The 21,448-nt window shown below is 71.9% G+C and carries 27 protein-coding genes and 1 pseudogene; 16 read left to right on the top strand and 12 right to left on the bottom strand.

All coding sequences use genetic code 11. The features are described from left to right. Positions 1-2 precede the first annotated feature (2 nt). A complete protein-coding gene (locus tag V7793_RS01760) occupies positions 3-794 on the top strand; it encodes an ABC transporter ATP-binding protein (protein ID WP_335581065.1) in 792 nt (263 codons plus the stop codon). 73 nt (positions 795-867) lie between these two features. Continuing rightward, positions 868-1,383, top strand: a complete 516-nt coding sequence (locus V7793_RS01755; protein ID WP_335581064.1) for an NUDIX hydrolase — start codon at positions 868-870, stop codon at positions 1,381-1,383. A gap of 372 nt (positions 1,384-1,755) precedes the next feature. On the opposite strand, the gene V7793_RS01750 is transcribed toward V7793_RS01755, so the two are convergent. Then, positions 1,756-2,295: a hypothetical protein gene (locus V7793_RS01750; protein WP_335581063.1), complete on the bottom strand. Its 540-nt coding sequence runs from the start codon at positions 2,293-2,295 to the stop codon at positions 1,756-1,758. A 106-nt stretch (positions 2,296-2,401) separates the two neighbouring features. Continuing rightward, positions 2,402-2,680: a DUF1540 domain-containing protein gene (locus V7793_RS01745; protein ID WP_335581085.1), complete on the bottom strand. Its 279-nt coding sequence runs from the start codon at positions 2,678-2,680 to the stop codon at positions 2,402-2,404. 358 nt (positions 2,681-3,038) lie between these two features. On the opposite strand from V7793_RS01745, the gene V7793_RS01740 reads away from it, so the two are divergent. Beyond that, entirely contained in the window at positions 3,039-4,034 is a 996-nt protein-coding gene (locus V7793_RS01740) for an AraC family transcriptional regulator (RefSeq protein WP_335581062.1), read from the top strand. Positions 4,035-4,070: 36 nt separating this feature from the next. Next, positions 4,071-4,772 (top strand): annotated as a pseudogene (locus V7793_RS01735) (dioxygenase family protein); the annotation flags it as partial. Positions 4,773-4,812: 40 nt separating this feature from the next. Here the strand turns inward: V7793_RS01735 and V7793_RS01730 are convergent. Next, a complete protein-coding gene (locus V7793_RS01730; protein ID WP_335581061.1) occupies positions 4,813-5,355 on the bottom strand; it encodes a DUF1707 and FHA domain-containing protein in 543 nt (180 codons plus the stop codon). A 181-nt stretch (positions 5,356-5,536) separates the two neighbouring features. Between V7793_RS01730 and V7793_RS01725 the strand changes: the two genes are divergently transcribed. The 5 genes from V7793_RS01725 to V7793_RS01705 all read left to right on the top strand — a co-directional run bounded on the left by V7793_RS01725 (position 5,537) and on the right by V7793_RS01705 (position 9,045). Beyond that, positions 5,537-6,205 carry a maltokinase N-terminal cap-like domain-containing protein gene (locus V7793_RS01725; RefSeq protein ID WP_335581060.1) on the top strand — a complete coding sequence of 223 codons (669 nt, stop codon included), beginning with the start codon at positions 5,537-5,539 and terminating at the stop codon, positions 6,203-6,205. A 245-nt stretch (positions 6,206-6,450) separates the two neighbouring features. Next, entirely contained in the window at positions 6,451-6,975 is a 525-nt protein-coding gene (locus tag V7793_RS01720) for a GNAT family N-acetyltransferase (RefSeq protein WP_335581059.1), read from the top strand. A gap of 125 nt (positions 6,976-7,100) precedes the next feature. Beyond that, entirely contained in the window at positions 7,101-7,538 is a 438-nt protein-coding gene (locus V7793_RS01715) for a hypothetical protein (protein ID WP_335581058.1), read from the top strand. Positions 7,539-7,772: 234 nt separating this feature from the next. Next, entirely contained in the window at positions 7,773-7,928 is a 156-nt protein-coding gene (locus V7793_RS01710; protein ID WP_168095689.1) for a DUF6131 family protein, read from the top strand. A gap of 115 nt (positions 7,929-8,043) precedes the next feature. Then, positions 8,044-9,045, top strand: coding sequence for an iron-containing redox enzyme family protein (locus tag V7793_RS01705; RefSeq protein ID WP_335581057.1), 1,002 nt, complete (start codon positions 8,044-8,046; stop codon positions 9,043-9,045). A gap of 48 nt (positions 9,046-9,093) precedes the next feature. On the opposite strand, the gene V7793_RS01700 is transcribed toward V7793_RS01705, so the two are convergent. Together V7793_RS01700 and V7793_RS01695 are read right to left on the bottom strand one after the other, a co-directional pair. Continuing rightward, positions 9,094-9,285, bottom strand: coding sequence for a CDGSH iron-sulfur domain-containing protein (locus V7793_RS01700; protein WP_443057825.1), 192 nt, complete (start codon positions 9,283-9,285; stop codon positions 9,094-9,096). A gap of 169 nt (positions 9,286-9,454) precedes the next feature. Beyond that, a complete protein-coding gene (locus V7793_RS01695; RefSeq protein ID WP_335581056.1) occupies positions 9,455-10,108 on the bottom strand; it encodes a HemK2/MTQ2 family protein methyltransferase in 654 nt (217 codons plus the stop codon). Positions 10,109-10,247: 139 nt separating this feature from the next. On the opposite strand from V7793_RS01695, the gene V7793_RS01690 reads away from it, so the two are divergent. Continuing rightward, positions 10,248-10,685 carry an ATP-binding protein gene (locus V7793_RS01690; protein WP_335581055.1) on the top strand — a complete coding sequence of 146 codons (438 nt, stop codon included), beginning with the start codon at positions 10,248-10,250 and terminating at the stop codon, positions 10,683-10,685. Positions 10,686-10,827: 142 nt separating this feature from the next. Here V7793_RS01690 and V7793_RS01685 read toward each other — a convergent pair whose 3' ends face one another. Then, complete coding sequence (locus V7793_RS01685) at positions 10,828-11,265, bottom strand: hypothetical protein (protein ID WP_335581054.1); 438 nt, start codon at positions 11,263-11,265, stop codon at positions 10,828-10,830. Between the two features lie 16 nt (positions 11,266-11,281). On the opposite strand from V7793_RS01685, the gene V7793_RS01680 reads away from it, so the two are divergent. From V7793_RS01680 to V7793_RS01670, 3 genes are all read left to right on the top strand, one after another. Next, positions 11,282-11,767: a hypothetical protein gene (locus V7793_RS01680; RefSeq protein ID WP_335581053.1), complete on the top strand. Its 486-nt coding sequence runs from the start codon at positions 11,282-11,284 to the stop codon at positions 11,765-11,767. Between the two features lie 99 nt (positions 11,768-11,866). Next, on the top strand, positions 11,867-13,090 hold the full coding sequence (locus tag V7793_RS01675) for a beta-ketoacyl-[acyl-carrier-protein] synthase family protein (RefSeq protein WP_335581052.1): 1,224 nt from the start codon (positions 11,867-11,869) through the stop codon (positions 13,088-13,090). A gap of 221 nt (positions 13,091-13,311) precedes the next feature. Then, positions 13,312-14,415 (top strand): PP2C family protein-serine/threonine phosphatase, encoded by a 1,104-nt coding sequence (locus V7793_RS01670; protein ID WP_335581051.1) that lies wholly within the window; start codon positions 13,312-13,314, stop codon positions 14,413-14,415. 149 nt (positions 14,416-14,564) lie between these two features. Here the strand turns inward: V7793_RS01670 and V7793_RS01665 are convergent, their stop codons facing one another. Further along, positions 14,565-15,125, bottom strand: coding sequence for a GNAT family N-acetyltransferase (locus V7793_RS01665; RefSeq protein ID WP_335581050.1), 561 nt, complete (start codon positions 15,123-15,125; stop codon positions 14,565-14,567). A 359-nt stretch (positions 15,126-15,484) separates the two neighbouring features. Between V7793_RS01665 and V7793_RS01660 the strand changes: the two genes are divergently transcribed. Then, complete coding sequence (locus tag V7793_RS01660; protein ID WP_335581049.1) at positions 15,485-16,672, top strand: multidrug effflux MFS transporter; 1,188 nt, start codon at positions 15,485-15,487, stop codon at positions 16,670-16,672. 36 nt (positions 16,673-16,708) lie between these two features. On the opposite strand, the gene V7793_RS01655 is transcribed toward V7793_RS01660, so the two are convergent. The 3 genes from V7793_RS01655 to V7793_RS01645 form a co-directional block, all read right to left on the bottom strand. Further along, positions 16,709-17,566, bottom strand: a complete 858-nt coding sequence (locus V7793_RS01655; protein ID WP_335581048.1) for a maleylpyruvate isomerase N-terminal domain-containing protein — start codon at positions 17,564-17,566, stop codon at positions 16,709-16,711. Between the two features lie 77 nt (positions 17,567-17,643). Beyond that, on the bottom strand, positions 17,644-17,901 hold the full coding sequence (locus V7793_RS01650; RefSeq protein WP_335581047.1) for a hypothetical protein: 258 nt from the start codon (positions 17,899-17,901) through the stop codon (positions 17,644-17,646). Further along, positions 17,898-18,614, bottom strand: a complete 717-nt coding sequence (locus tag V7793_RS01645; protein WP_335581046.1) for a TNT domain-containing protein — start codon at positions 18,612-18,614, stop codon at positions 17,898-17,900. The genes V7793_RS01650 and V7793_RS01645 overlap by 4 nt, the downstream gene beginning before the upstream one ends. A gap of 289 nt (positions 18,615-18,903) precedes the next feature. Between V7793_RS01645 and V7793_RS01640 the strand changes: the two genes are divergently transcribed. Next, on the top strand, positions 18,904-19,665 hold the full coding sequence (locus V7793_RS01640) for a class I SAM-dependent methyltransferase (protein ID WP_335581045.1): 762 nt from the start codon (positions 18,904-18,906) through the stop codon (positions 19,663-19,665). Positions 19,666-19,775: 110 nt separating this feature from the next. Here V7793_RS01640 and V7793_RS01635 read toward each other — a convergent pair whose 3' ends face one another. Further along, entirely contained in the window at positions 19,776-20,351 is a 576-nt protein-coding gene (locus V7793_RS01635) for a hypothetical protein (RefSeq protein ID WP_335581044.1), read from the bottom strand. After that, a complete protein-coding gene (locus V7793_RS01630) occupies positions 20,315-20,494 on the bottom strand; it encodes a hypothetical protein (protein ID WP_335581043.1) in 180 nt (59 codons plus the stop codon). The genes V7793_RS01635 and V7793_RS01630 overlap by 37 nt, the downstream gene beginning before the upstream one ends. Positions 20,495-20,772: 278 nt before the next feature. Here V7793_RS01630 and V7793_RS01625 point away from each other — a divergent pair, with 278 nt between their 5' ends. After that, positions 20,773-21,339 carry a GNAT family N-acetyltransferase gene (locus V7793_RS01625; protein WP_335581042.1) on the top strand — a complete coding sequence of 189 codons (567 nt, stop codon included), beginning with the start codon at positions 20,773-20,775 and terminating at the stop codon, positions 21,337-21,339. The last annotated feature ends 109 nt before the right edge of the window (positions 21,340-21,448 follow it).

Raw genomic sequence — 21,448 nt, 5'->3', positions numbered from 1 at the left:
GCATGACCTGGGCACACCTGCGCCACGGCCCGGCACACCAGCCCTACGCACACCATCCGCCGGCAGCCCCGCCGGCCGCTTCCGCGGTGGACCTCACCAAGGTGTACGGCAGCGGAGCACGCCGCGTCGCAGCCCTCGACGGCGTGAGCGTGGCGTTCCAGCAGGGGCACTTCACCGCCATCATGGGCCCTTCCGGGTCGGGCAAATCCACGCTCATGCAGTGCCTCGCAGGACTGGACACGCCCACGTCCGGAAGGGCCCTCATCGGCGACACCGATCTGGCCGGCCTCTCCGAGCGTCAGCTGACGCGCCTCCGCCGGGAACGGATCGGGTTCATCTTCCAGGCGTTCCACCTCCTGCCCGCCCTGACCGTGGCGGAGAACATCACCCTCCCCCTGGCCATCACCGGCAGCCGCCCGGACCGGCAGTGGCTCGATCAGGTCGTCACCACGCTCGGCCTCACGGACCGGCTCGGACACCGCCCCGGAGAGCTGTCCGGCGGGCAGCAGCAACGCGTCGCCTGCGCCCGGGCCCTCGCCGGCCGGCCCGACATCGTCTTCGCCGACGAACCCACCGGCAACCTCGACACCCCCACCAGCGCCGAAGTCCTCTCCCTCCTCGCCCACCTGACCCACCACATGGGGCAGACCATCATCATGGTCACCCACGACCCGGCGGCCGCCGCCTACACCGACCGCGTCGTCTTCCTGGCCGACGGCCGCATCACCGACGAACTCCACCGCCCGAACGCCGACCAGATCCTGGACCGGATGAAGCGCTTCGACAACCTGTGACCGGACCGCCGGCCCCGCGGCGATCTGCGCCGAACAGCCGTCACGGGGCCCGCTCCGCGGGCAGGATAGGCGCATGGACACGGCGCAGCGGGACCCTGATCCGTTCCGGTGGCTGCGTGAGCATCCCGCGCCGCTGGTGGCGGTCGACGCGCTCGTGCGGGACGACGGTGACCGGCTGCTGGTCGTCGAGCCCACGTACAAGCCGGGGTGGGACATCGTCGGCGGCCTCGTGGAGCACGAGGAACTGCTGTCCGCGCTCGCCAGGGAAGCGGAGGAGGAGGTCGGCCTGCGCGGGCTGCGCATCGGCCGGCTGCTGGCGGTGGACAACGTGCCGGCGGCAGGACCGGGCCGCCCGGTGATCGTGTTCATCTTCGCGGCACGCCCCGGCGAGCCGGAGGTGCGGGCCGGCGATCTGGTCCTGCAGCAGGAGGAGATCCGGGCGGCCGAGTTCGTTCCGGACGAGACGGCGCTGGGGCGGTTCCCGGAACCTCTGCGGCGCCGGGTCGCGGCCGCCCTGGAGGCCGAACGCGGCGCGCACACCGCCTATCTCGTCGACGGCCGGGCGCACCTGGCGGGCCGGGACCGCTAGACGACGACGCCGGCCTCGTCGAGGAGCCGGCGCATGTCGGCCGACGAGAGGGCCGGGGGTTCTGTGCCGCGTACCGCGCGTCTGCGGGGTCGGCGAGCGGTCCGCGAGAGCGGCCAGGCGGTGCAGGGGGAAGCCGGGCTTGTCCAGCAGCAGCCATCGCGTGCAGCCGTCCCACTCGATGAGGATCCGCCACATGAGTTCCGGCGGCGGTGCCGGATGGTGCTCGCACAGAAGGCGCGCGATGCTCCGCAAACTGGGGCGCGGCTCTGACGGACGCGGCGAACGGGAGCCGTCCGCGCCGGGCGGTGAGCGGTGAGCAGTGAGCAGTTGCCGCGGATTCGCCCGGCGCGGACTGAGCAGGCGCGTGGTGCGTCAGTTCCAGGGGTTGGCCGGCTGGTCATTGATGGCCGTCCAGAAGCGGGTCCCGGCCGGGACGTCCCCGTAGGCCCAGTAGCTCCAGCCGCCCGAGCTCTCCAGGTTGGGCCCGTATCTGCCGTCGTGGAACTCGGCCATGCGCCAGCCCGTTCCGAAGTTGTTCGCGCAGACTCCGTCGGCGACCGCGCGGCTGGTCAGGCGGGTGCCGCGGATCGGATTGGTGGCCGCGACCGCTCCGCGCGCCCAGCCCGCGTAGAAGCCGGGCGTGATGCCGGCGGGGGCCGGCGAGCCGTCGACTCTCAGGCAGAGGACGGGCAGGGCCGTGGTCGTGGCGGTGTCACCCTGGTACGGATTGCTCAGGGGGCCGCCGCCCACCTGCACGGTTCCGCTGGGGCCGTCCGCGAGCAGGGTCCAGGTCATGGCCTTGCCGTTGGCGTCCCCGGAGGGCGTCGCGGCTGCAGCCGGGGTCACGACGCTCCCTGCTGCCGCGGCCAGGGCCGCAACACCGAGAGCGAGGGCCGTCTTCACCGAGCGCATGGCTTCTCCTCACTGATGTGACATGAGATGCGATGGCGTAACGGTGGGGATTCTCCACGCTCTTCACAGAACCTCCAAGGGCGGAACCGGACACCGCCCGGGAGGGCTATCTCGCCGTGTACGTCAGGCAGTCCGCCGAGGGCCCCAAGGACGCCACGGTGATGCCGGGCGCCTGGCATTCGAGGCCGACGTTGTGCAGGCACCCGGACATCTTGCAGGCGCCGACCCGGCCGACGGCGGAGGCGTCGCCGCCCTTGGACGGGAAGACGAAGTACGTGTCGCAGTGGGCGTGCGTCGCGTCGCCCACCGTGATGGCCAGAGCGTGGCAGGCGCTGTCCTGGTTGTACGCGCACTCGTCCACCTGACATAGGCTCACCTGCGGCATTTCCACGGCGTTCTCCTCGGCATGACGTCCGGCACGGCGCCCCCTGGTCCGTTCCCACGACGCCTTCCTCGGGCACCGGACGGCGACACCGGTGATCCGCTCCGTTCACCCGGAAGCGGGAGCCCTCCCGCCGGAGCCCGGGACGAGCGCCCGCCGCCGCAAGGGACACCCCCGATACGGCCTCCTCCCCGGCCCCTTGACCGGGCCGCACGCCACGGGGTCAGCTGACCGTGGACCCGGTCCGGCAGCACGCGCGGCGCGGGGGCCGGCACCGAGGCGCAGCCGGGACCGGACGACGACCGGAGCGGGCAGGCCGGCCGCAACGCCGGCGGGCCGTACAGGACGGAGGCGGAGCGACATGACCACACCGGCACGCGAGCGGGTACAGCACCCCGACCCCCTTCCCCTGCACCGTCTGCAGGTCGCACCGCCGCAGGTACCGCCGTTCGCCATGGGCTCCTTCGACGCCCTCGGCCCCGACTCCCGGGCGGGCTACCCGCACCGGCACACCTTCTACGAGATCGTCTACGTGACCGGCGGCTCGGGAGCCCACGTCATCGATCTCGTCCGCAGGCCCCTCAGCCCTCCCCACCTGTGCGTCATCCTGCCCGGACAGGTGCACTACTGGGAGCAGGTGTCGGGACTGCGCGGCGTCCTGACGCTGTTCACCGAGGACTTCCTGCTGGCACGCCCCGGCGACCGGCAGCTGCTGCGCACGCTCGCGGAGCAGCACTGGCTCCGGCTCCCCGCCGCGCCCTCGGAAGGGGACGGCGACGCCGCGGGCATCGGCTCGCTCATCCGGGCCATGGCAGCGGAGTTCGCCGCGAAGGCCGACGGCTACGCCTCCGTGCTGGAGGCGTACCTGCACATCCTTCTCGTGCGCGCCCTGCGCCTGCCCGGCGCGCGAAGACCCGACGCGGCGGCCGGCCGGGCCGCGGAAGTCGCGCGGGAATTCGGCCTGCTGCTCACCGGCACCGCGGGTGCCGAGCGGTCGGTCGGGGCGTACGCGGCGCGCATCGGCGTCTCCGTCGGCTATCTGAACGAGACCGTCAAACAAACCACCGGCCGTACGCCCGGCGAGCTGATCCGCGCGGCCCGGACCCTGGAGGCGAAGCGGCTGCTGGCCGGTTCCTCTCTGGGGGTCGGCCAGGTCGCCCGGCGCGTGGGCTTCAGCGACCCCGCGTACTTCTGCCGCTTCTTCCGGCGCGAGACCGGCCTCAGCCCGGGGGACTTCCGCCGCAGGGCGGTGACGGAGGAGCCGGAGGAGTCGGAGGAGGCAGGGCCCCGGGTAAGCCTGAGGAATCACCATGTTTGCCCAGCGGAGTCCATCGATCCGCAGGGCCCGCCTCCCTAGGTTCGTCGGTGAGCCATTCACCCCAGGAGGCGGACCATGACGGACGATCACGCCCGGCCCGGCGACACCAGCGGCACCGGCATCACCGGAGGCACCGGGGACGCGGAGGCCATAGGCCGGCGCACGGTCAGCCGCAAGACCCTGCTCAAGGCGGCACTCGTGGCGGTGCCCCTGCCCGCGCTGCTCGGCGGCGGCGTGGCCCTCGCCCGGGACCACCGGCCCTCGGACGCACCCCTCCGGCCGACCCCCTTCTGCGACGACGGGGACGACCCGACACCGCCGCAGATCGAAGGCCCCTATTTCAAGCCCGACTCGCCCGAGCGCGCTTCGCTGCTGGAGCCGGGGACGCGGGGCACGCGCCTCACGGTCGAGGGCTTCGTCTTCGGGCTGACCTGCCGCCCCGTCGCGCACGCCCTGCTGGACTTCTGGCAGGCGGACGACGCGGGCGCGTACGACAACCGCGGCTTCCGGATGAGGGGGCACCAGTACACGGACGCCCGGGGCGCGTTCAAGCTGACGACCATCGTGCCGGGCCTCTATCCGGGCCGTACGCGCCACCTCCACGTCAAGGTGCAGGCACCCGGCGGCCCTCTCCTCACCACGCAGCTCTATTTCCCCGGAGAGCCCCGCAACAACACCGACCCGCTCTTCGACGCCGCCCTGCTCATGAACGTCCGCCAGGCCGGCCCGGCGAAGCAGGCGACCTTCGACTTCGTGGTGAACACGGGCGGGCCCGGGAAGTAGCGGCGCGGTCGGCGGCCGGGACGGGCCCCGGCCGTCAGACCGACAGCCGGAAGCCGAGGTCGCCGAATGCGACGTGATCGCCGGGGCCGACCCGGACGGACCCGGCGATGCGCAGGCCGTTGACGTAGGTGCCGTTGCGGGAGCCGAGGTCCGTCAGGCGCCAGCCGTGGTCGAGCCAGCGCAGCTCCGCGTGGCGGCGGGAGACCGTGTCGTCCTCCAGGCGCAGGTCGGAGACCGGGGCCCGGCCGATGGTGAGCGGCTTCGTACCGGGCTCGGGGAGCCGGAGGCCGGGGAGCCGCGCACCGCGCCAGGCTCCGCGCACGTGGGCCCCGAAGGCGGACAGACGGCTCACCGTACGCAGGATGAAGTCCGAGAAGCGTCCGCGGGTGGGGAGATCCGCCATGGCCAGCTCGATCTCGGCACTGGTGCGGGCGGTCAGGACGAGGTCCATGCGGCGCATGAACGTGTCGTGGGACAGCCTGCCGTCGCCGGTGCCGTCACGCAGGACCGCCAGGGCCCGCTCCCGATCGGCCTCGGAAGGCCGTGTCACGCGCGTACGGAACTCAGGAGACGTCATGGAGGTGATTCTCGGCTTTCGGCCCCGCCCTGTCCACAAAATCAAACAGACGCACGACACTGAGGGGCAATCAGCGGATCCGGCCGTGTCGTCGCCGGGGAGCACCCGGCACGGGGCGCACCGGGCGGGGATGGGAAGGTGTCAGGGCCGGCACGCCGTCCGACGGAGGAGAGAGCACAGCATGGCCGTCATCCACCAGACCACCCTCAAGCCGACCAAGGGAGAGCTGCTGACCGCCTGGCTCCCTTCCCGCACCTGGTACCGGGGCGGCGCAGGCGAACCGCAGTTGACCAGGTCCGGTGGCTTCCGGCTCGACGACCCGCAAGGTGAGGTCGGGATCGAGTTCATCGTCGTCACCGACACCTCCGGGACCGCCCCGGTCGCCTACCTGGCGCCGCTCACCTACCGCGGTGCCCCGCTGGAGGGGGTGGGCGACGACGCCCTCGTCGGCACCATGGAACACGGGGTGCTGGGGCGGCGCTGGGTCTACGACGGCTGCCATGACCCGGTGCTGGTCGCCCAGTTGCTCGCCCTCGTCGAGGGCCGGGTGCAGGCCCAGGACCAGAGCGTCAGCGACACCCCCGACCGGGAGGTCACCCGCTCCTTCACCGCTGCCGGACCGGCCCCGGCGGACTTCACCGTCACTGCCACGGCCGAAGGCGCAGAGGCCACCGAACTGTCCGCCCTGCACGGCGCGGTACTGCGCCTGCACCGGGTCCTGCAGCCCGGCCCCGACGCCCCCGACGCCCTCCCCGAAGGGGCGGGCCACGTCGGCGGCTCCTGGCAGCTCCCGGACGGCACCCGTGCCCGAGGACTGTTCGCCGTACTGCGGAACCTCCCGCAGGCCTGAGCCGCAGAAGCACGCTTCGCGGGGCGCCGAGCCGGCGGTCCGGCGCCTTTCGCAGCGGTCAGCCGCCACCGGGTCCCGCCACCCGGGCTGCCCCGAAGGCCGGCGGGGCCGCCGACATCGCGCTGGTCCGACTCCAGGCCCTTCACGGGCGCGCCAAGGCCTCCTCCGAGGCGGGAAGGGGCGAGGGCCTCGACGGAGGGAGAAATGGCTATGGCGCAGCTCCGGGGGTGGCTAGCCTTGCCGTCATGCTGACCGGAGATCTTGTACGGCTTCGCGCTTTCGAGCCTTCCGATGCCGAGCTCATATGGCGGTGGAACAACGACCCCGAGGTCGGGCGCTGGATGTTCGGCGGATATCCGGAGTCCGCCGCCCGGATCGCCGAGCGCTTCGAGAAGCTGCCGCGGAACTCCTACGCCAGCACGTTCCTCGGCATAGAGCCGCTCGACGCACCGCGGCTGATCGGGTCGGTACGGCTGCGCGATGCCGCCCCCGAGACCGGCGCGGCCGAGCTGGATCTGCGGATCGGCGACAAGGACTACTGGGGCCGCGGCTACGCGACCGACACCATGCGGGTGATCTGCCGGTACGGCTTCGACGAGATGCGCCTGCACCGGATCGCCCTGACCGTCGTCGCGGACAACGTCTCGGCCCGGCGTGTCTACGAGAAGGTCGGCTTCGTCGAGGAGGGCCGCCAGCGGGAGTGCTTCCGCCGGGACGGCAAGTGGCACGACATGATCGTCATGGGGCTCCTGGAGGGCGAACTCCGCTGACGCAGGCCCCGTCTTCTCCCCCCTCTCCCCAGCTCCCCCGCACCCGGCGGATGAGTACGCGCACCTGCGTACTTTGAGTAGCTGCACCGAGGCGCAGCGGCCTGTGCGGAGGGTTCACTGGCCCCATGAACAACCAGGGAACGCACGAGGACGTCGAGCTGCGGCGGGCGTGGGCCGACGCCAATGCCGAGGACGCCGCCGAGCAGATACGGGAAGCCCGTACCGGCGGCCCCGCCGATCGTGACGACAACGCCTCGAGTGCACCCCTGTGGGCCACGGTGCTCGCAGTGCTGGTCATTCCTGTGGCCGTGTTGTTCGGCTCGCTCGCTCCCATGGCCACCGACAGCTGCGGGCCGGACAACTGCTCCCGGGCGCTCGACGGCGCCCTTGCCCTGGTCGAGTGCAGCCTTTTCACCACGATCATCGGTACGCCGGCACTGCTTCTGACGTCCTGGCTCCTTCCGCGCCGCATGCGCTACGCCACGGCACGCAGGTACCTCGCGTGGTGTGCGCTGCTTCCGCCGGTGACGGTCGTCCTCATGGTGCTCGGCCTGCCGGAGTGAAGCCGGTCCCGCCCGGCACGCCCCTGTCCAGCGCCCGCGAGCGCTTCCCGGTCAGCTTCGCGGTCTTCGTGCCGGGCCGCCGAGGGCGGGTACGCGGTCTGGGCGAGGCCCGGGTGGGTACGCGCTCTCAAGGACGGCCGTCGGGCAAGTCCTGGAGAACAGGAAGAAGTGGCGCGTAGGCCGACCGGGGAAGATAGTAGGAAGCAGGGGATATCCGTCACATCGGAGGACACCATGATCGTCCTCGGAGTCATTCTCCTCATCATCGGATTCCTGGCCGGAATCTCGATCCTGTGGACCATCGGCATCATCCTGCTGGTCATCGGCCTGATCCTGTGGGTCCTCGGAGCAGTGGGGCACGCGGTCGGCGGACGTAAGCACTACTGGTAGCCGGTGCTGCCGGCAGGTGCAACAGCGGTAAGCGCAACAGCCGGTCTCCGGCCGTCGCCTGTACCAGGGCGGGCGGTCAGGTCACGCTGTGCCTGCCGGCGAACGCCGGCGAGCCGTGACGGAAGGGAGCAGGGTGCCGAGCCTGCCCGACGCACGCGGAACCTTGTCCGAGGCGGTGATCGGTGCGCTCGGCGGCGAGCCCGGAGGGCGGCCAGGCCTTGCTCCCGACGGCGCTGTTCGCAGCTCCGACCCGTACGGAGACGACCTCCACCTCGCCCTCTACCTCTGCTACGAGCTCCACTACAGAGGCTTCGACGGCGTGGACGACGCATGGGAATGGGACCCGGAGCTGCTCCGCCTGCGCGCAGCACTGGAACGGGCGTTTCTCTTCGCCCTGCGCGGTGACGTCCCGGTCCATCCGGACGTCGCTTCCGCGCTGCGGGACCTGCTCCTGGAGCCCGCCGAAGGCGAAGGAGTCTCGCACTTCCTGCGGGACGGGGGCACGGTGCAGCACCTGCGCGAGTACGTGGTCCTGCGCTCCCTGTACCAGCTCAAGGAAGCGGACCCGCACGCCTGGGCCATCCCGCGGCTGACCGGGAGGGCCAAGGCGGGGCTGGTGGCCGTGGAGTACGACGAGTTCGGCGCGGGGCGGGCCGACCGCATCCACGCGGGCCTCTTCGCCGCCGCGATGAGCGAGCTCGGCCTCGACCCGGCGTACGGCCGCTACCTGGAAGCAGCCACGGCACCCGCACTGGCCGTGGTGAATCTGATGTCCCTGCTGGGGCTGCACCGGTCGCTGCGCGGTGCGCTGGCCGGGCACTTCGCGGCCGTGGAGATCACGTCGTCCCCCTCGTCCCGGCGCCTGGTCCAGGCGATCGACAGGCTCGGCGCGGGCCCCGCGGCCCGTCACTTCTACGCCGAACACGTCGAAGCGGACGCCGTGCACGAGCAGTTGGTACGTCATGAGGTCATCGGCGGCCTGCAGGCGGACGATCCCGGGCTGACGAACGACATCGTCTTCGGGATCGACGCCACCGTCTGGCTCGAGGACCGTCTCGAAGACCACATTCTCGGGGCGTGGAACGACGGTGGTTCCGCGGTGCGCCGTCCTCTCTGACGGCTGCGCGCACGCCGAGACTGCCAGGTTCGTCGGATTCCGTGCGCGTCACGGCTCCCGGGAAGACCCGTCCGGCCGGTGGCGACGGCGGTGACTGGTGTCGCAGAACGGGTAGAGACGGCTCCGACGGCAGGTGCACACGGCGACCACCGGCCGGTCCGAGCGGACGACCTTGCCGTCCTCCGTCACGAACTCCACCGGCCCCTCGATCAGCATCGGCCCGCCCGGTTCCTGCCACACCCGCCGCGCCTCGCCGCGGCCCGTATCCGCCCGCCCGGGAGGGCCGCGCCGGGGTCCTGGGCCGGGGCCGGCCGGCTCCTCAGGTCCGGCTGACTGCCCAGGTCCGGCCGGTTCCTCAGATCCGGCCGGTTCCTCAGGTCCCGCCGGTTCCTGAGATCCGGCCGGTCCTTCAAGCGAGGTGCTCGCCACGGACCACCACCAGTTCGTCCCGGACGTCGCCGGCACCGATCAGCCCTTGCTCCCGCATCCACGGGGTCTGACCGCGCATGACCGGGCCGTACGCCACGGTGCGCCGGGCGGTCACTTCCGCGGTCAGCCCGCCCTTCTCGAGCGCCTTCACGGTGCGTTCCGGCCCGCACACGGACGAGTGCACCATCAGCACCACTCCGCCGGGTCGGAGCAGCCCCGGCACTCCCCTGCACAGCCGGTCCAGGAGGGCTCGGCCGTCCGCTCCCGCGGCCCAGTTCCGCCTGGGGCCGCGCAGCGGCCTCCGGCCGCCCCGCACCGGCACGTACGGAGGGTTGGCCAGGATCAGATCGAAGCGCCCGCCGGACACGGGCGTCAGCAGGTCACCCCGGACGGCCCGCACGCGCACGCCTGCTCGCAGCGCGTTCAGGCGGGTCGTGAGCACGGCACGGCACGAGGCGTCGACGGCGACGGCCCGGGCGCGGCGCCGTGCCGCCGCCACGGCCAGTACGCCGCAGCCGGTCCCCACGTCCAGCACCGCCGCGCCGCGATCCACCCGCTCCCGGGAGAAGGCTTCCAGGAGCAGTGCTGTGTCCTCCTGGGGCACATAGACCCCGGGAAGCCGGAAGAAACGCATTTCCCTCGGGTACCCCGGCGGGAGGGCCGGTAAGCGGACCGTAGGCCCTTCGGGCCGCTGGGTGAGCACAGGGGCCGGAGGGCGTCCGTGCGGGCTGCCGCGTGTCCCGGAAGACCGGCCGGTCGTTACAAGTCATGACATGCCCACTCGTATCTCTGCAGGAGAGTCGATGCGCCGAGTCCTCACCACCGTCGCCATGGCCGCAGCCGCTCTGACGTTCGGATCGGCCACCGCCGCCCAGGCTGCCGGTTCGGCGCCCTCCCCGGACCTCGGCGGGCTGACGACGATCGACCCGGGCAGTCTGGGCAACACCGTGGACGGCGCGGTGCAGAAGGCGACGCGCATCGCCGGGGACGTCGGGAGCAAGGCCGTGAAGAAGGCGGTTCCTGCGGCGGGCAAGGCGGCCGGCGGGACCGTGAAGCACACGACGGCTGCGGCCCAGCGGACCGTCGGCCGGATGGCGGGATCAGCAGGGTCCCTCGTGGGCGAGACGGCGAAGTCGGCCGCCCGGGGCGGACAACCGGCCCATGCGCGGCCGACCGGCTCGCTCCCCCTGAAGAAGGTGCCGCTGAGGTGACGCGGCCCCGGAAACCGCAGATCCCGCAGATCCCGTAGATCCCGTAGATCCCGTAGATCCCGTAGAAGCCTGAGATGCCGTAGAAGCCGGAGACCCGTGGAACCGGTGCAGCGAACCCGCTCCGGCCACCGTGCCGGAGCGCCTACTTCCTGTCCTTGAGGGTGTAGCCGCCGGCCACGACGGGCGAGTCGGCAGCCGGCGCCATGCACGGCGTGAGCGGCGGCTTCTTCTCCTTCTTCAAAGAGGCCCCGGACAGCCCGATCCGGGCGGGCCCGCCGCCCTCGCCTTCCGGGACGTAGAAGCTCACCCCCATCCGGACGTGCGGTTCGAGGTGGGTCCGCCAGGGGTGTCCGGGGCTGGTGCGCTCAAGGGTGCCGGTCACCGTTGCGGTGGGGCCGCCCGTGGTGAGGCAGTCGACCTTGAAGTCACCCCAGTAGACCTCCGGCTCGCCGCCCGGATGCTCCACCTTGTGGAAGATGCGGAACGTTCCCCCGGACTGCAGGGGCTTGTTGCCCTGGGCGAAGGTGCTGCGGGCGTCGACCGAGACCCGGATGTCGTGGCCGTCGACGGGATAGCCCATGCGCGCTTCCCCTTGGATGGAGGAAGAGGTCGTCTCTGCGGCCACGGACCCGACGGCCGCCGAATCGACCGGCGTCGAATTGACCGTCGCCGAATCGACCGTCGCCGAATCGACCGTCGCCGAATCGACCGTCGTCCGCTTCGGGCCGGGGTCGGGCGCAGAGGTGGTCGCCACCGCGGCACCGGCCGGAATGGTCAAGGCGACGGCGAGGGAGAGGAGCGCGACGGTACGAAGGGCCTTCTTCTGCATGGAGGTTCTCCGATCTGGAGCGCAGCTCGGGAGTGGAGTGGTGGGGCGCGCCGCCTCCGATCTTTTCCAACGGGGCCGACCCCGGGCGTCCGTCGCCCGTACCGGACCCGCCCACCGGGCGGCCGGAATCCGGAACCGCTCGCTGGTCCTCCGGCCGTACACGCGACTCCGCCGTACGGGTGAGACCCCAAGGCTGGGAATGATCGTTTCCTACAAATCCCGGACGCCGAACTCCGTTGGCCACGACATCTAATTGCCCGTTACCCCCTTGGCAGAGTGACCATCAAGTCGATCACTTCCCGCAGCCGGCTCTGCAGGGAGTTGTATCTCTACTACAAAGGGGGTTCGCTCAGTGAGCACGCACACCGATGATGTGGTCGTCACGGGCCTGGGAGCCACGACTCCGCTCGGCGGGGACGTCGCCTCAACCTGGTCGGGGATGCTGGCCGGGCAGTCGGGGATCAGCGCGATCGAGGAGGAGTGGGCGGCCGACCTGCCCGTGAAGATCGCCGGCAGGCTGAGGACCGAGCCCACCGAGGTCCTGGACCGCGTACAGGCCCGCCGCATGGACCGCTGCGAGCAGATCGCGCTCGTCGCCGCCCGCGAGGCCTGGGCCGACGCGGGCAGGCCCGACGTCGATCCGGAGCGGCTCGCCGTCGTGATCGGCACGGCCACCGGTGGCGCCCTGACCATGCTCGGCCAGGACGACATCCTCGAAGCCTCCGGAGTGCGGCGCGTGTCGCCCCATACCGTCCCGATGCTGATGGCGAACGGCCCGGCCGCATGGGTCAGCATCGACCTCGGGGCCCGCGGCGGTGCGCACACCCCCGTCAGCGCCTGTGCGTCCGGGGCCGAGGCCATCGCGATGGGCCTGGACCTGATCCGGCTCGGCCGCGCCGACGTGGTCGTGGCAGGCGGTACGGAAGCCTGCATCCACCCGCTGCCGCTGGCCGGCTTCGCCCAGGCCAAGGCTCACTCGACGCGCAACGACGCGCCCGGGCAGGCGTCCCGCCCCTTCGACACCGACCGCGACGGATTCGTCATCGGCGAGGGCGCGGTCGTGGTCGTCCTGGAGCGCGCCCGGTCCGCGGCCTCGCGGGGGGCCCGGGCCCACGCGACGCTCGCCGGCGCCGGCGTCACCTCGGACGCCCACCACATCACTGCCGCGCATCCCGACGGCCAGGTCCGCGCGATGCGCATGGCCCTGACCTCCGCGGGGCTGGATCCCCTGGCCGTCGAGCACGTCCACGCCCATGCGACATCCACCCCCAAGGGCGATCTCGTCGAGGCCCGGTCGATCACCGAGGCCATCGGCACGCACCCGGCCGTCACCGCGACCAAGTCGATGACCGGCCACCTGTTCGGCGCCGCCGGCGCGATCGGCGCCCTCGCGGCGCTCCTCGCCGTACGCGACGGCGTCATCCCCGCGACGCAGAACCTCGAGACCCTCGACCCGGAGGTGAAACTCGACGTCGTCGCAGGACAGCCGCGGCACGGCAAGCTGACGGCCGCGCTCACCAACTCCTTCGGCTTCGGCGGGCACAACGCCTCCCTGGTGTTCACGCCCGCGCCCTGACCCGTACCGGCCGGTCCTCCGCTCCGGCCGACGTCAAAGCTGCCGGGGCCGGAGCGAGGGACCGCCGGTCCGTCCGGAGCGGTCGTGACGGCGCAGCCGGGGGGGGTTCCGGCACGTACCCATACGGCCCCACGATGACTGGCAGCGGCAATCGGGCCCGAGGATGCTTGAGCGTGTCGTACGGGTCCGGTCCTACGGCACGACCGAGCAGGAGCAGGCGCGTGAGGGCACCGAAAGCAGGGCGCATCGTGGAGAGGCGCTGGTTCCTGCGCCACCTCCAGTTGCTGCCGGTGGCCCTGCTCGTCGGAGGGGTCGTCCTCGACTACAACACCCCTCCGCGCTTCAGCGCCGAGGCCTTCTACACCGCCGCGCCGATGGCGGCGGCCGCACTGCTGTCACTGCGCGCGACGATCCTGGCAGCCGTCGCCGCCTGCGCCGCCGACTTCGCGATGCTCACGCACTTCGGCTTCATCGGAGATTCCGGCGGCCGCAGCGAGCTGACGGCGGTCGCGACCGTCTCGGCGATCGCCGTCGTCGTCAACCGCCTCATGCACTACAGCAACGTGCGGCTGCAGTCCGCGCGGAGGATCGCCCTCGCCGTACAGGACGCCATCCTGCCGCGGCCACCGGTCTCGATCGGGCCCTACAAGATCGCCGTGCGCTATCAGTCCGCCGTGAAGGACGCGCAGATCGGCGGTGACCTCTACGGCGTTCAGGACACCCCGTACGGCGTACGCTGCCTGGTCGGCGACGTGCGGGGAAAGGGCATGGAAGCGGTCAAGGCGGTGGACGTGGCGCTCGGCGTGTTCCGGGAGGCCGCCGACGACGAACCCACGCTCGTACGGATCGCGGCCAGGCTGGACCGGGCGCTGCTGCGGGAAGCGAAGCGGCGGCCGGGGCCCGAGCGCACCGAGGGGTTCGTCACCTGCGTCCTGGCCGAGATCCCGCCCTCGGGCGGCGAACTGCGGCTGATCAACCGCGGGCACCCGCCGCCGTTGCTCCTGCACGGCGACGCGGTCCGCGGCGTGGAACCGTCCGAGCCGGCCCTGCCCCTGGGCCTCACGGAGCTGGGCGCCGTCGAGGACCGGACCGATACCGTGCCCTTCCCGCCGGGGACCACCCTGTTCCTGTACACCGACGGCCTGAGCGAGGCACGCGACCGGTCCGACACGTTCTACGACCCGGTCGCCCGGCTGACCGGGCGCGGCTTTCCCTCTCCGGACGCGCTGCTCGACGCCGTCCTGGCCGATGTGCGCCGTCACACCGGTGGCTGCATCACCGATGACCTGGTACTGCTCGCCGTCAACCGGAGCGCGGGGACGTGAGCCTCTGACGCGCCTCGGCCGACCGGCCGCGGGCGGGGGCGAGCCGTCAGGCCCCGGGCTCTCGAACTTCAGGGCTCTCGAATCTGAGGACTCTCGGGCGTCAGGGCTCACGGCTCACGGCTCACGGCTCACGGCTCACGGCTCACGGCTCAAGACGCCTGCTTGGCCGCCCGCCACTCCGGCGCGAGCACCGACCAGATCTCCTCATCGTGGCGCTTCCCCCGGTACAGGAAGCTCTCCCGCAGCACGCCGTCCTTCGTCATCCCGAGCCGCCGGGCCACGGCGATGCTGGGCGCGTTCTCCGTCGACACCCACCACTCCACGCGGTGGATGCCGCGCTCCTCGACGGCCCAGTCGATGACCACGCGCGCGGCCCGGGTCACCAGGCCCCTGCCCGCCGCCGCCGGCTCCAGCCAGCAGCCCGCCTCGGCGACGCCCTGCGCGAAGTCCAGCCTCCGCAGCAGGAAACCGCCGACCAGCCTGCCGTCCGACCAGATGCCGTAGAGGCGTCCGGTGTCGGCCGCGGCCCTCTCCGCGTACGTCCGGAGGAACGCCCGGCTCGACTCCAGGTCCGTGACGACGTCGGGAAGTCCGTTGTGCTGTCCGATGAACTCCCGCCCCCGGTCCATGTGGGCCAGGAACTCCCCGGCCTGCCACGGCTCGACCGGGCGCAGCTCCGCACCGTCGTCGCCCAGGGATATCGCGTACATCGTCACCTTCCGCGGTCCGGAACCGGCACACCTTCGAAAGGATCTTCGCATGAGAGTGTCACGGGCCGTGCGCGGCAACGGATCCACCACGGCCCTAGGACTCCGGGCGCCCGTCGCCCGTGAACCCGGCGCGCCGGTCCGACGGAGCCCGGTGCCCGGGAAGTAGGACCAGCGGACGCTGCAGTTCCGGTCCTGCGAAGGAAGCGGAGTAGAGGTCTCCGATTCTACGGTCGGGATCCCGGACAGCGATAGCGCTCGATGACGCTCACCCCCCGCTCGGCCGGTGGCCCTTCCGGAGCCACCGGCGGCGGCCTGCTGTCCGGCACAGCACACTCGCCCGACCTGTCTGGAGATATCGGATGCCCGTCCTGATCGCGGCCCTTGGGCTGCTCGCCTTCGTCATGCCTTTGGCGACGGACATGTACTTGCCCGCGCTGCCGCAGATGACGGGCGATCTTCACACCGACGCATCGGGCGTCCAGCTCACCCTGACCGCCTTCCTGATCGGCATGGGGCTCGGCCAGCTGGTCCTCGGCCCGCTCTCCGACCGCTGCGGCCGGCGGCTGCCGCTGCTGGCGGGCGGTGTCGCATGCGTGGTGACCACGGCCTTCTGCGCGCTCGCGCCGTCGCTGGAATGGCTGGTCGTCCTGCGCTTCGTCCAGGGCTTCAGCGGTGCCGCCGGCGTCGTGATCGGCCGGGCCGTGATAGCCGACGTGGCCCGGGGCGAGACCGCGGCGCGCCTGTTCGGCATCGTGATGGCTCTCACCGGTCTCGCCCCGGTCGTCGCGCCCGTCGCGGGTGGCGTGGTGATCGAGAGCGGCGGGTGGCGGACGGTGTTCTGGGTCCTGGCCGCCGCGACGGTCCTCGCGGTCGTGACCGCGGCCGTCGCCGTGCCCGAGAGCCTGCCCAGGGACCGGCGCCGTAGGGGAGGCGCGGCCGCGACGGCGCGCGCGGTGCGCGAGGTGCTGGGGAACCGGGCCTACCTGGGCTACGCCCTCTCCTTCGGTCTCTCCCTCGCCGTGCTCTTCTGCTACCTCGGCGGCGCGTCGTTCCTCTTCCAGAACCTGCTCGGCCTGAGCGTCGGGCAGACGTCCGCGGCCTTCGCCTCCACCGGAGTCGCCGGTGCCCTGGCCACCGTGGCCGTCACCAAGCTGGTCGGCCGCTTCAGCCCCGCAGCGCTCCTGCGCACCGGCCTGTACATCATGGTCACCGCCTCCGGCGCGCTCACCGTGCTCGCCCTGGCCGACGCCCTCACCCTGACGTTCACACTGGGGCTGGTGTACGTGGCGCTCGCCGGCATCTGCCTGGTGTCCGTCAACGCGACCGCGCTCGCCCTGGACCGCGTTCCCCACGCGGCCGGTGCCGGCTCCGCCGTACTCGGGGCCGGGCAGGGGCTGCTGGGAGCGGTGGCCGCTCCGCTGGTCGGGCTGGGCGGCGAGCACACCGCGTTCCCCATGTTCCTGGGCATGACCGTCTCGGCCGCCCTCGCTTCCGCCGCCTTGGCCCTCACCCGGAGGGCAAGTCCCGTCCTGCCGGACGGTCGTTGACGGCCGTCTCCCGGGTGCCGGCGAGTGCAACCGGGCTCAAGGGCCGGCGATCAGTTCGCCGAGGCGCAGGGCCAGCCACGGTCTGCGTCCGCCGGCTCGTATCCGGCCGCGGGCGATCGCCGACCACAGCGGCGTGCGCCGGAAGCCGATCAGCAGGAACGCGGTCGGTTCCGCCGTGATCCTGCAGTCGTAGGCCCGGGGCGGCGCATCGCGGGTCACCGTCGCCGTTCCGTCGTCGACGACGACCGCAAGGCGCGGACCGCCCTTGATGACGACGCCGAACGCGATGCGAACCCCTCGCGCCTTCGCCTCGTCCAGGGCGAGCGGCATCACCGCCGGCATCGCCTGGCCGATCACCAGGCGTGCCTCGTCCGCTCCGATCGCCCAAGCGATGCGAGCACCGCGCGCGACGTCGAGACCGTGGAGGAGGCTCTCACTGAGCATCAGCCCGGTCGCGTTCGCCAGTGTCAGGACGACCTGCTGCCCGTACCAGGGGGCTGCGACGGGTGTGCCGGGGACGAGATCCCGGGTGACCTGCAGGAACCTCTCCCCCCGCTCGGTGACGAGGTCGCCGAGGTGCCTGCGCTCGTCCGCGTCCAGGAGCCCGATCGACTTGGCGTTCACCGCCGTGATCCGCTCGGCGAACGGGCCGTCGCCCGGTGGCAGCACGCCGTCCCAGCCCGCGAACTCATGGGTGAAGGCGGAGCAGAACGCCAGGTACACGGCGCAGAGGTGAGCTCCGGTGTCGCCCACCGTCCACAGCGGTACACCGGAGGGTGCGTCCAGGTCGGGGGCGGCGCGCAGGAGACGGGCCAGGCGCGGGATGACGGCGCGCAGGGCTGCGCGGGCCTTCTCGTGCTCGGCGACGGGATCGACGCTCGCGACGGCACCCACGGCACACACCCCCTGACGGCGGACAAACGCCCGCAGGCTACTCCCGGCCTGCCGCTCGCGATAGAGGATCCCTGGAATCAGCCGTCCGGGAGCAGCTGAAGCAGCAGTTGCCGGCAGGCGGCCGCCTCTTCGGCCTCCGGGAAGCGCGCAGTGACGACGTACTCCCCGCGCTCGAAGAGCCCGGTCTCCCAGCTCCCGTCGCGCAACCGCAGGAAGTGGAAGTCCGGCAGCAGGACTTCGGGCTCGTGAACCCCTTCGATGCGGTAGAGCCGGCCGGGCACTCCGGCCGCGCGCAGGGCCGCGAGTGCCGTCCGCCGGCCGGCGGGCTCCGTCACGTCCGCTTGAGGTAGCCGTTGTCGACCAGCCACTTCACATTGAGCTTGGGCTTGGGCGCGCCGGGGACCAGTTCCGGGTCGAGCTGGATCTGCTGTCCGCCCCCGGCCTGCTCGAACCAGGGGGCGATGCCGCCCTGCCAGACGGTGAAGGACTTCGCCACGGTGTAGACGTGGTAGTTGCAGGGGTACTTCTCGTCGATGGTCTGCAGGCTGTCCGGCGGGAGGGCGCGCTGCGAGTAGCGGGCGCCGGCCGGGGCCAGGAAACTGCCGCCTTCGTGGCCGAACCGGTCCAGCTTCTGGCCCGGCTTGAGGGCGGTCCTGTTCTTGTCGAGCTTCCCGCCGCGCGTGGCGAAACCGTCGTCGGGCGGGTAGTTCCAGGTGGGCTTTCCCGTCCAGTACTTGCTCAGGAACTTGTCGGGCTTGAGGCCGCCGGTCCTGTCGTAGCCGCTGAGCAGGGGGCCGACGGGCTTCTCCGACGGGCCCGGCAGGGTGTTGGTGGCCGGGCCGAGCTGCGGGTTCTTCGGATCCAGGGCGCCCGTGCACAGCTTGGCCCGGAGGTCGGCGGCCTTCGTGGCGCCGGCCGGCTCCTGGGTGGCCGCGGATATTCGTTCCCGGTCTCCCGCGTCCTGCGCCGCGTAGGCCGGGCCGGTCAGCAGCGAGCCGGCGAGGACGGCGCCGGTGACCGCCGCCAGGAGACGGCTTCTGTCACTCATTCAATTTCCCCTCTGCACATGGGACTCGTAGGAAGGTGAGAGGCACGAACACGAGGCACGAGGCACGAGGCACGAGGCACCAGGCACCAGGCACCAGGCACCAGGCACCAGGCACCAGGCACCAGGCACGAACGCATCGAAAACCTCACCCCTCACCCCTCACCCTTCACACATGCTCTCCCGGACCGCGGCCCGTGAGGCAGACCAAGATCAGCCAAGTGAAGGGGGCGTTCCTGTTCCGCACGCGCGGTGGTCGTCGTCGGCCCGGGCGGATGGCTAGCCTGAGCGGATGTCTGCCGTCTCACGCTCCGAGTCGTTCAACTCGGCCGCCGCCCAGTACGCAGCCAACCGCCCTTCCTACCCGCCCGCCCTCCTCGACGCCGTCGAAGAGCTCACGGGGCGCCCCCTGGCCGGCTCCCGTGTCGCCGATGTCGGCGCGGGCACCGGAATCGCCACCGTCCTGCTCCGCGAGCGCGGCGCCGACGTCGTCGCCGTCGAGCCCGGCGGCGGCATGGCCGCCCAGTTCCGCCGCGCGCTGCCCGGCGTGCCGCTCGTCCGCGGCGACGGCAACGCCCTGCCCCTTGCCGACGCCTCCCGCGACCTCATCACGTACGCGCAGTCCTGGCACTGGACCGACACCGAACGCTCCGTTCCCGAGGCCCTGCGGGTCCTGCGCCCGGGCGGCGCGCTCGCCCTCTGGTGGAACATCAGTGCCCTGGACGTGCCCTGGATAGCCGCCCAGGACGAGCGCCTTGCGCGCTTCTGCGGAGCGGAACCGTCACCCGCAACGCGCCCCGACGACGCCCGCGCCGTGCAGATCGCGGGCCTCTCCGGCCTACGGGTCGCGCGTCGCCAGGTGCGCTGGAGCCGTACCGTTCCCCTGGAGACGCACCTGGCCAACATCGGCAGTCACTCGGCGTTGCTCGTCCTCGGCCGGGCCAGGTCCCGGACTTTCCTCGCCGACGAGCACACCCGCCTCCGTGAGGACTTCCCGGACGGAACCGTGGAGGAGAGCTACCTCGTCGACCTCCTCGTGGCCACGCGGCCCTGAGCACCTGCCGGGCTCGCGCCGCGGGAAGGGCGCGGATCCGCTGTCCAACCGGCGGTGCTGGAAGGGGGCATCGGAACAACCGTCCGGGGCGTCACCGGGGCAGACGGATCCTAGGCGGCCTTCGCCTTGAAGAATCCCGCCTGGCTCTCCTCCACGCTCGCGGCGGCCTGCAGCCACGACCGTTCCACGTGGCTCCGGGTGGGCTGCGCCCCGGCCCCGCGGCCGACGGCTGCCACGTAGTCGTCGATCAGCCGCCGGGCGCCGGATCCGGTGGAGTCCAGGTGCCCGACCAGGTCGACGGTGCCTGACTTGCGGTTGTTGAGCATCAGGACGCTGAACAGCCCGGCGTAGGGAGAGTCGGGGGCGCTGTTGCGCTCGTGCCGGCTGCCGTGGTTGCGCACCAGCCGGGTGAAGGAGCTCCGGTCGAGGTCCTTCCAGGACCATGAGGCGCTGAAGGTGAGCGCGGACTCCGGGGCCCGGGGCAGCAAGCGTGAGGGGTCGGAGCCCTTCGCGCCGGGGGACCGGAACCAGTAGCGGGTGACGATGCCGAAGTTGCCGCCCCCGCAGCCGGTGTGCGCCCACCACAGGTCGCGGTGGGGATCGGCGGGGTCCCTGGAGGCCACCACGCTGCGCGCCTCGCCGTCCTTGTTCACCACCACGACCTCGACGGCCTCAAGGTGGTCCACGCCCAGGCCGTGGCGGCGGGACAGAGCGCGCTGTATCCGCCGCCCAGGATGTGCCCGCCGCTGCGGACGGCGATGCGCTTGCCCTGGCGTACGGCTTGCTGCACGGCATCGACGACCTGTTCGGTCGAGCTGACCACGCGCACGTAGTCGGGTGTGCCGACGAAGCGAGCGTTGCACCCGCGATGCGTCAGCGACTGGAGCCGCAGGTCGCCGGCTTCCGTATACGGAGGTGAACTCTCCCTTCCACGATCGGGGGCAGGTGCACGGCGGGGCATCGTCCGCAAAGACCAGCGAAGCCTCCGTCCAAGGAAGGACAGAAAAGACGGCCTTCCGGTCCCCCAGAAGGGTGCGCCCCCTTAAGGGGCCCGTACCGCCTGCATATTCGATGGCCCGGCGACCGTGGCCGCATTACGTTGGCGAGATGTCCCGACTGCGAACTGACCGGCTTGTGCTCCGTGCGTGGCAGGAGTCCGACCTCGCCCCCTGGGCGGCCATGAATGCCGATCCCGAAGTGCGCCGGTACTTCCCCGAGGTACTCACCCGGGAGGAGAGCGAGGCGTCCGTCGCCCACTTCCGGGCCGACCTCGAGCGGCGCGGCTGGGGATGGTGGGCGGTGGAGGTCGTGGCCACCGGAGAGTTCATCGGGTTCGCCGGACTGGACCCGGTGGAGGAGGACATGCCGTTCACCGGAGTGGAGGCCGGCTGGCGCCTGGCCCGCCCGGTGTGGGGCCACGGTTACGCCACCGAGGCCGCACTCGCCGTCGTGGAATTCGGCTTCGGCGAGCTCGGCCTGACGGAAATCCTCGCAGTGACGACGGCCACCAACCTCCGCTCGCGGGCGGTGATGCGCCGCATCGGCATGACGTACGACCCCGCCGACGACTTCGACGACCTGACCGTGCCCGAGGGGCCGCTCCGCAAGAACGTGGTCTACCGCCTCCAGGCAGGCGCTGCTACTACCGGCGGTCGACCGCGAACCGAGTCGTAGTCGTAGCCGTAGCCGTAGCGGGGGCAGGCCGGGCCGGCTCTGCCGAGAGAGGGCTGGTGACACCGTCGACGCATTTGAACAAGTTGTTTACAACGTCTAGTTGACAACA

This window comes from Streptomyces sp. KLMMK (assembly GCF_036961605.1).
Lineage (GTDB): Bacteria > Actinomycetota > Actinomycetes > Streptomycetales > Streptomycetaceae > Streptomyces > Streptomyces telluris.
Note: the sequence above shows the minus strand (reverse complement) of the source record. Positions and strands in the feature narration are given on the sequence as shown.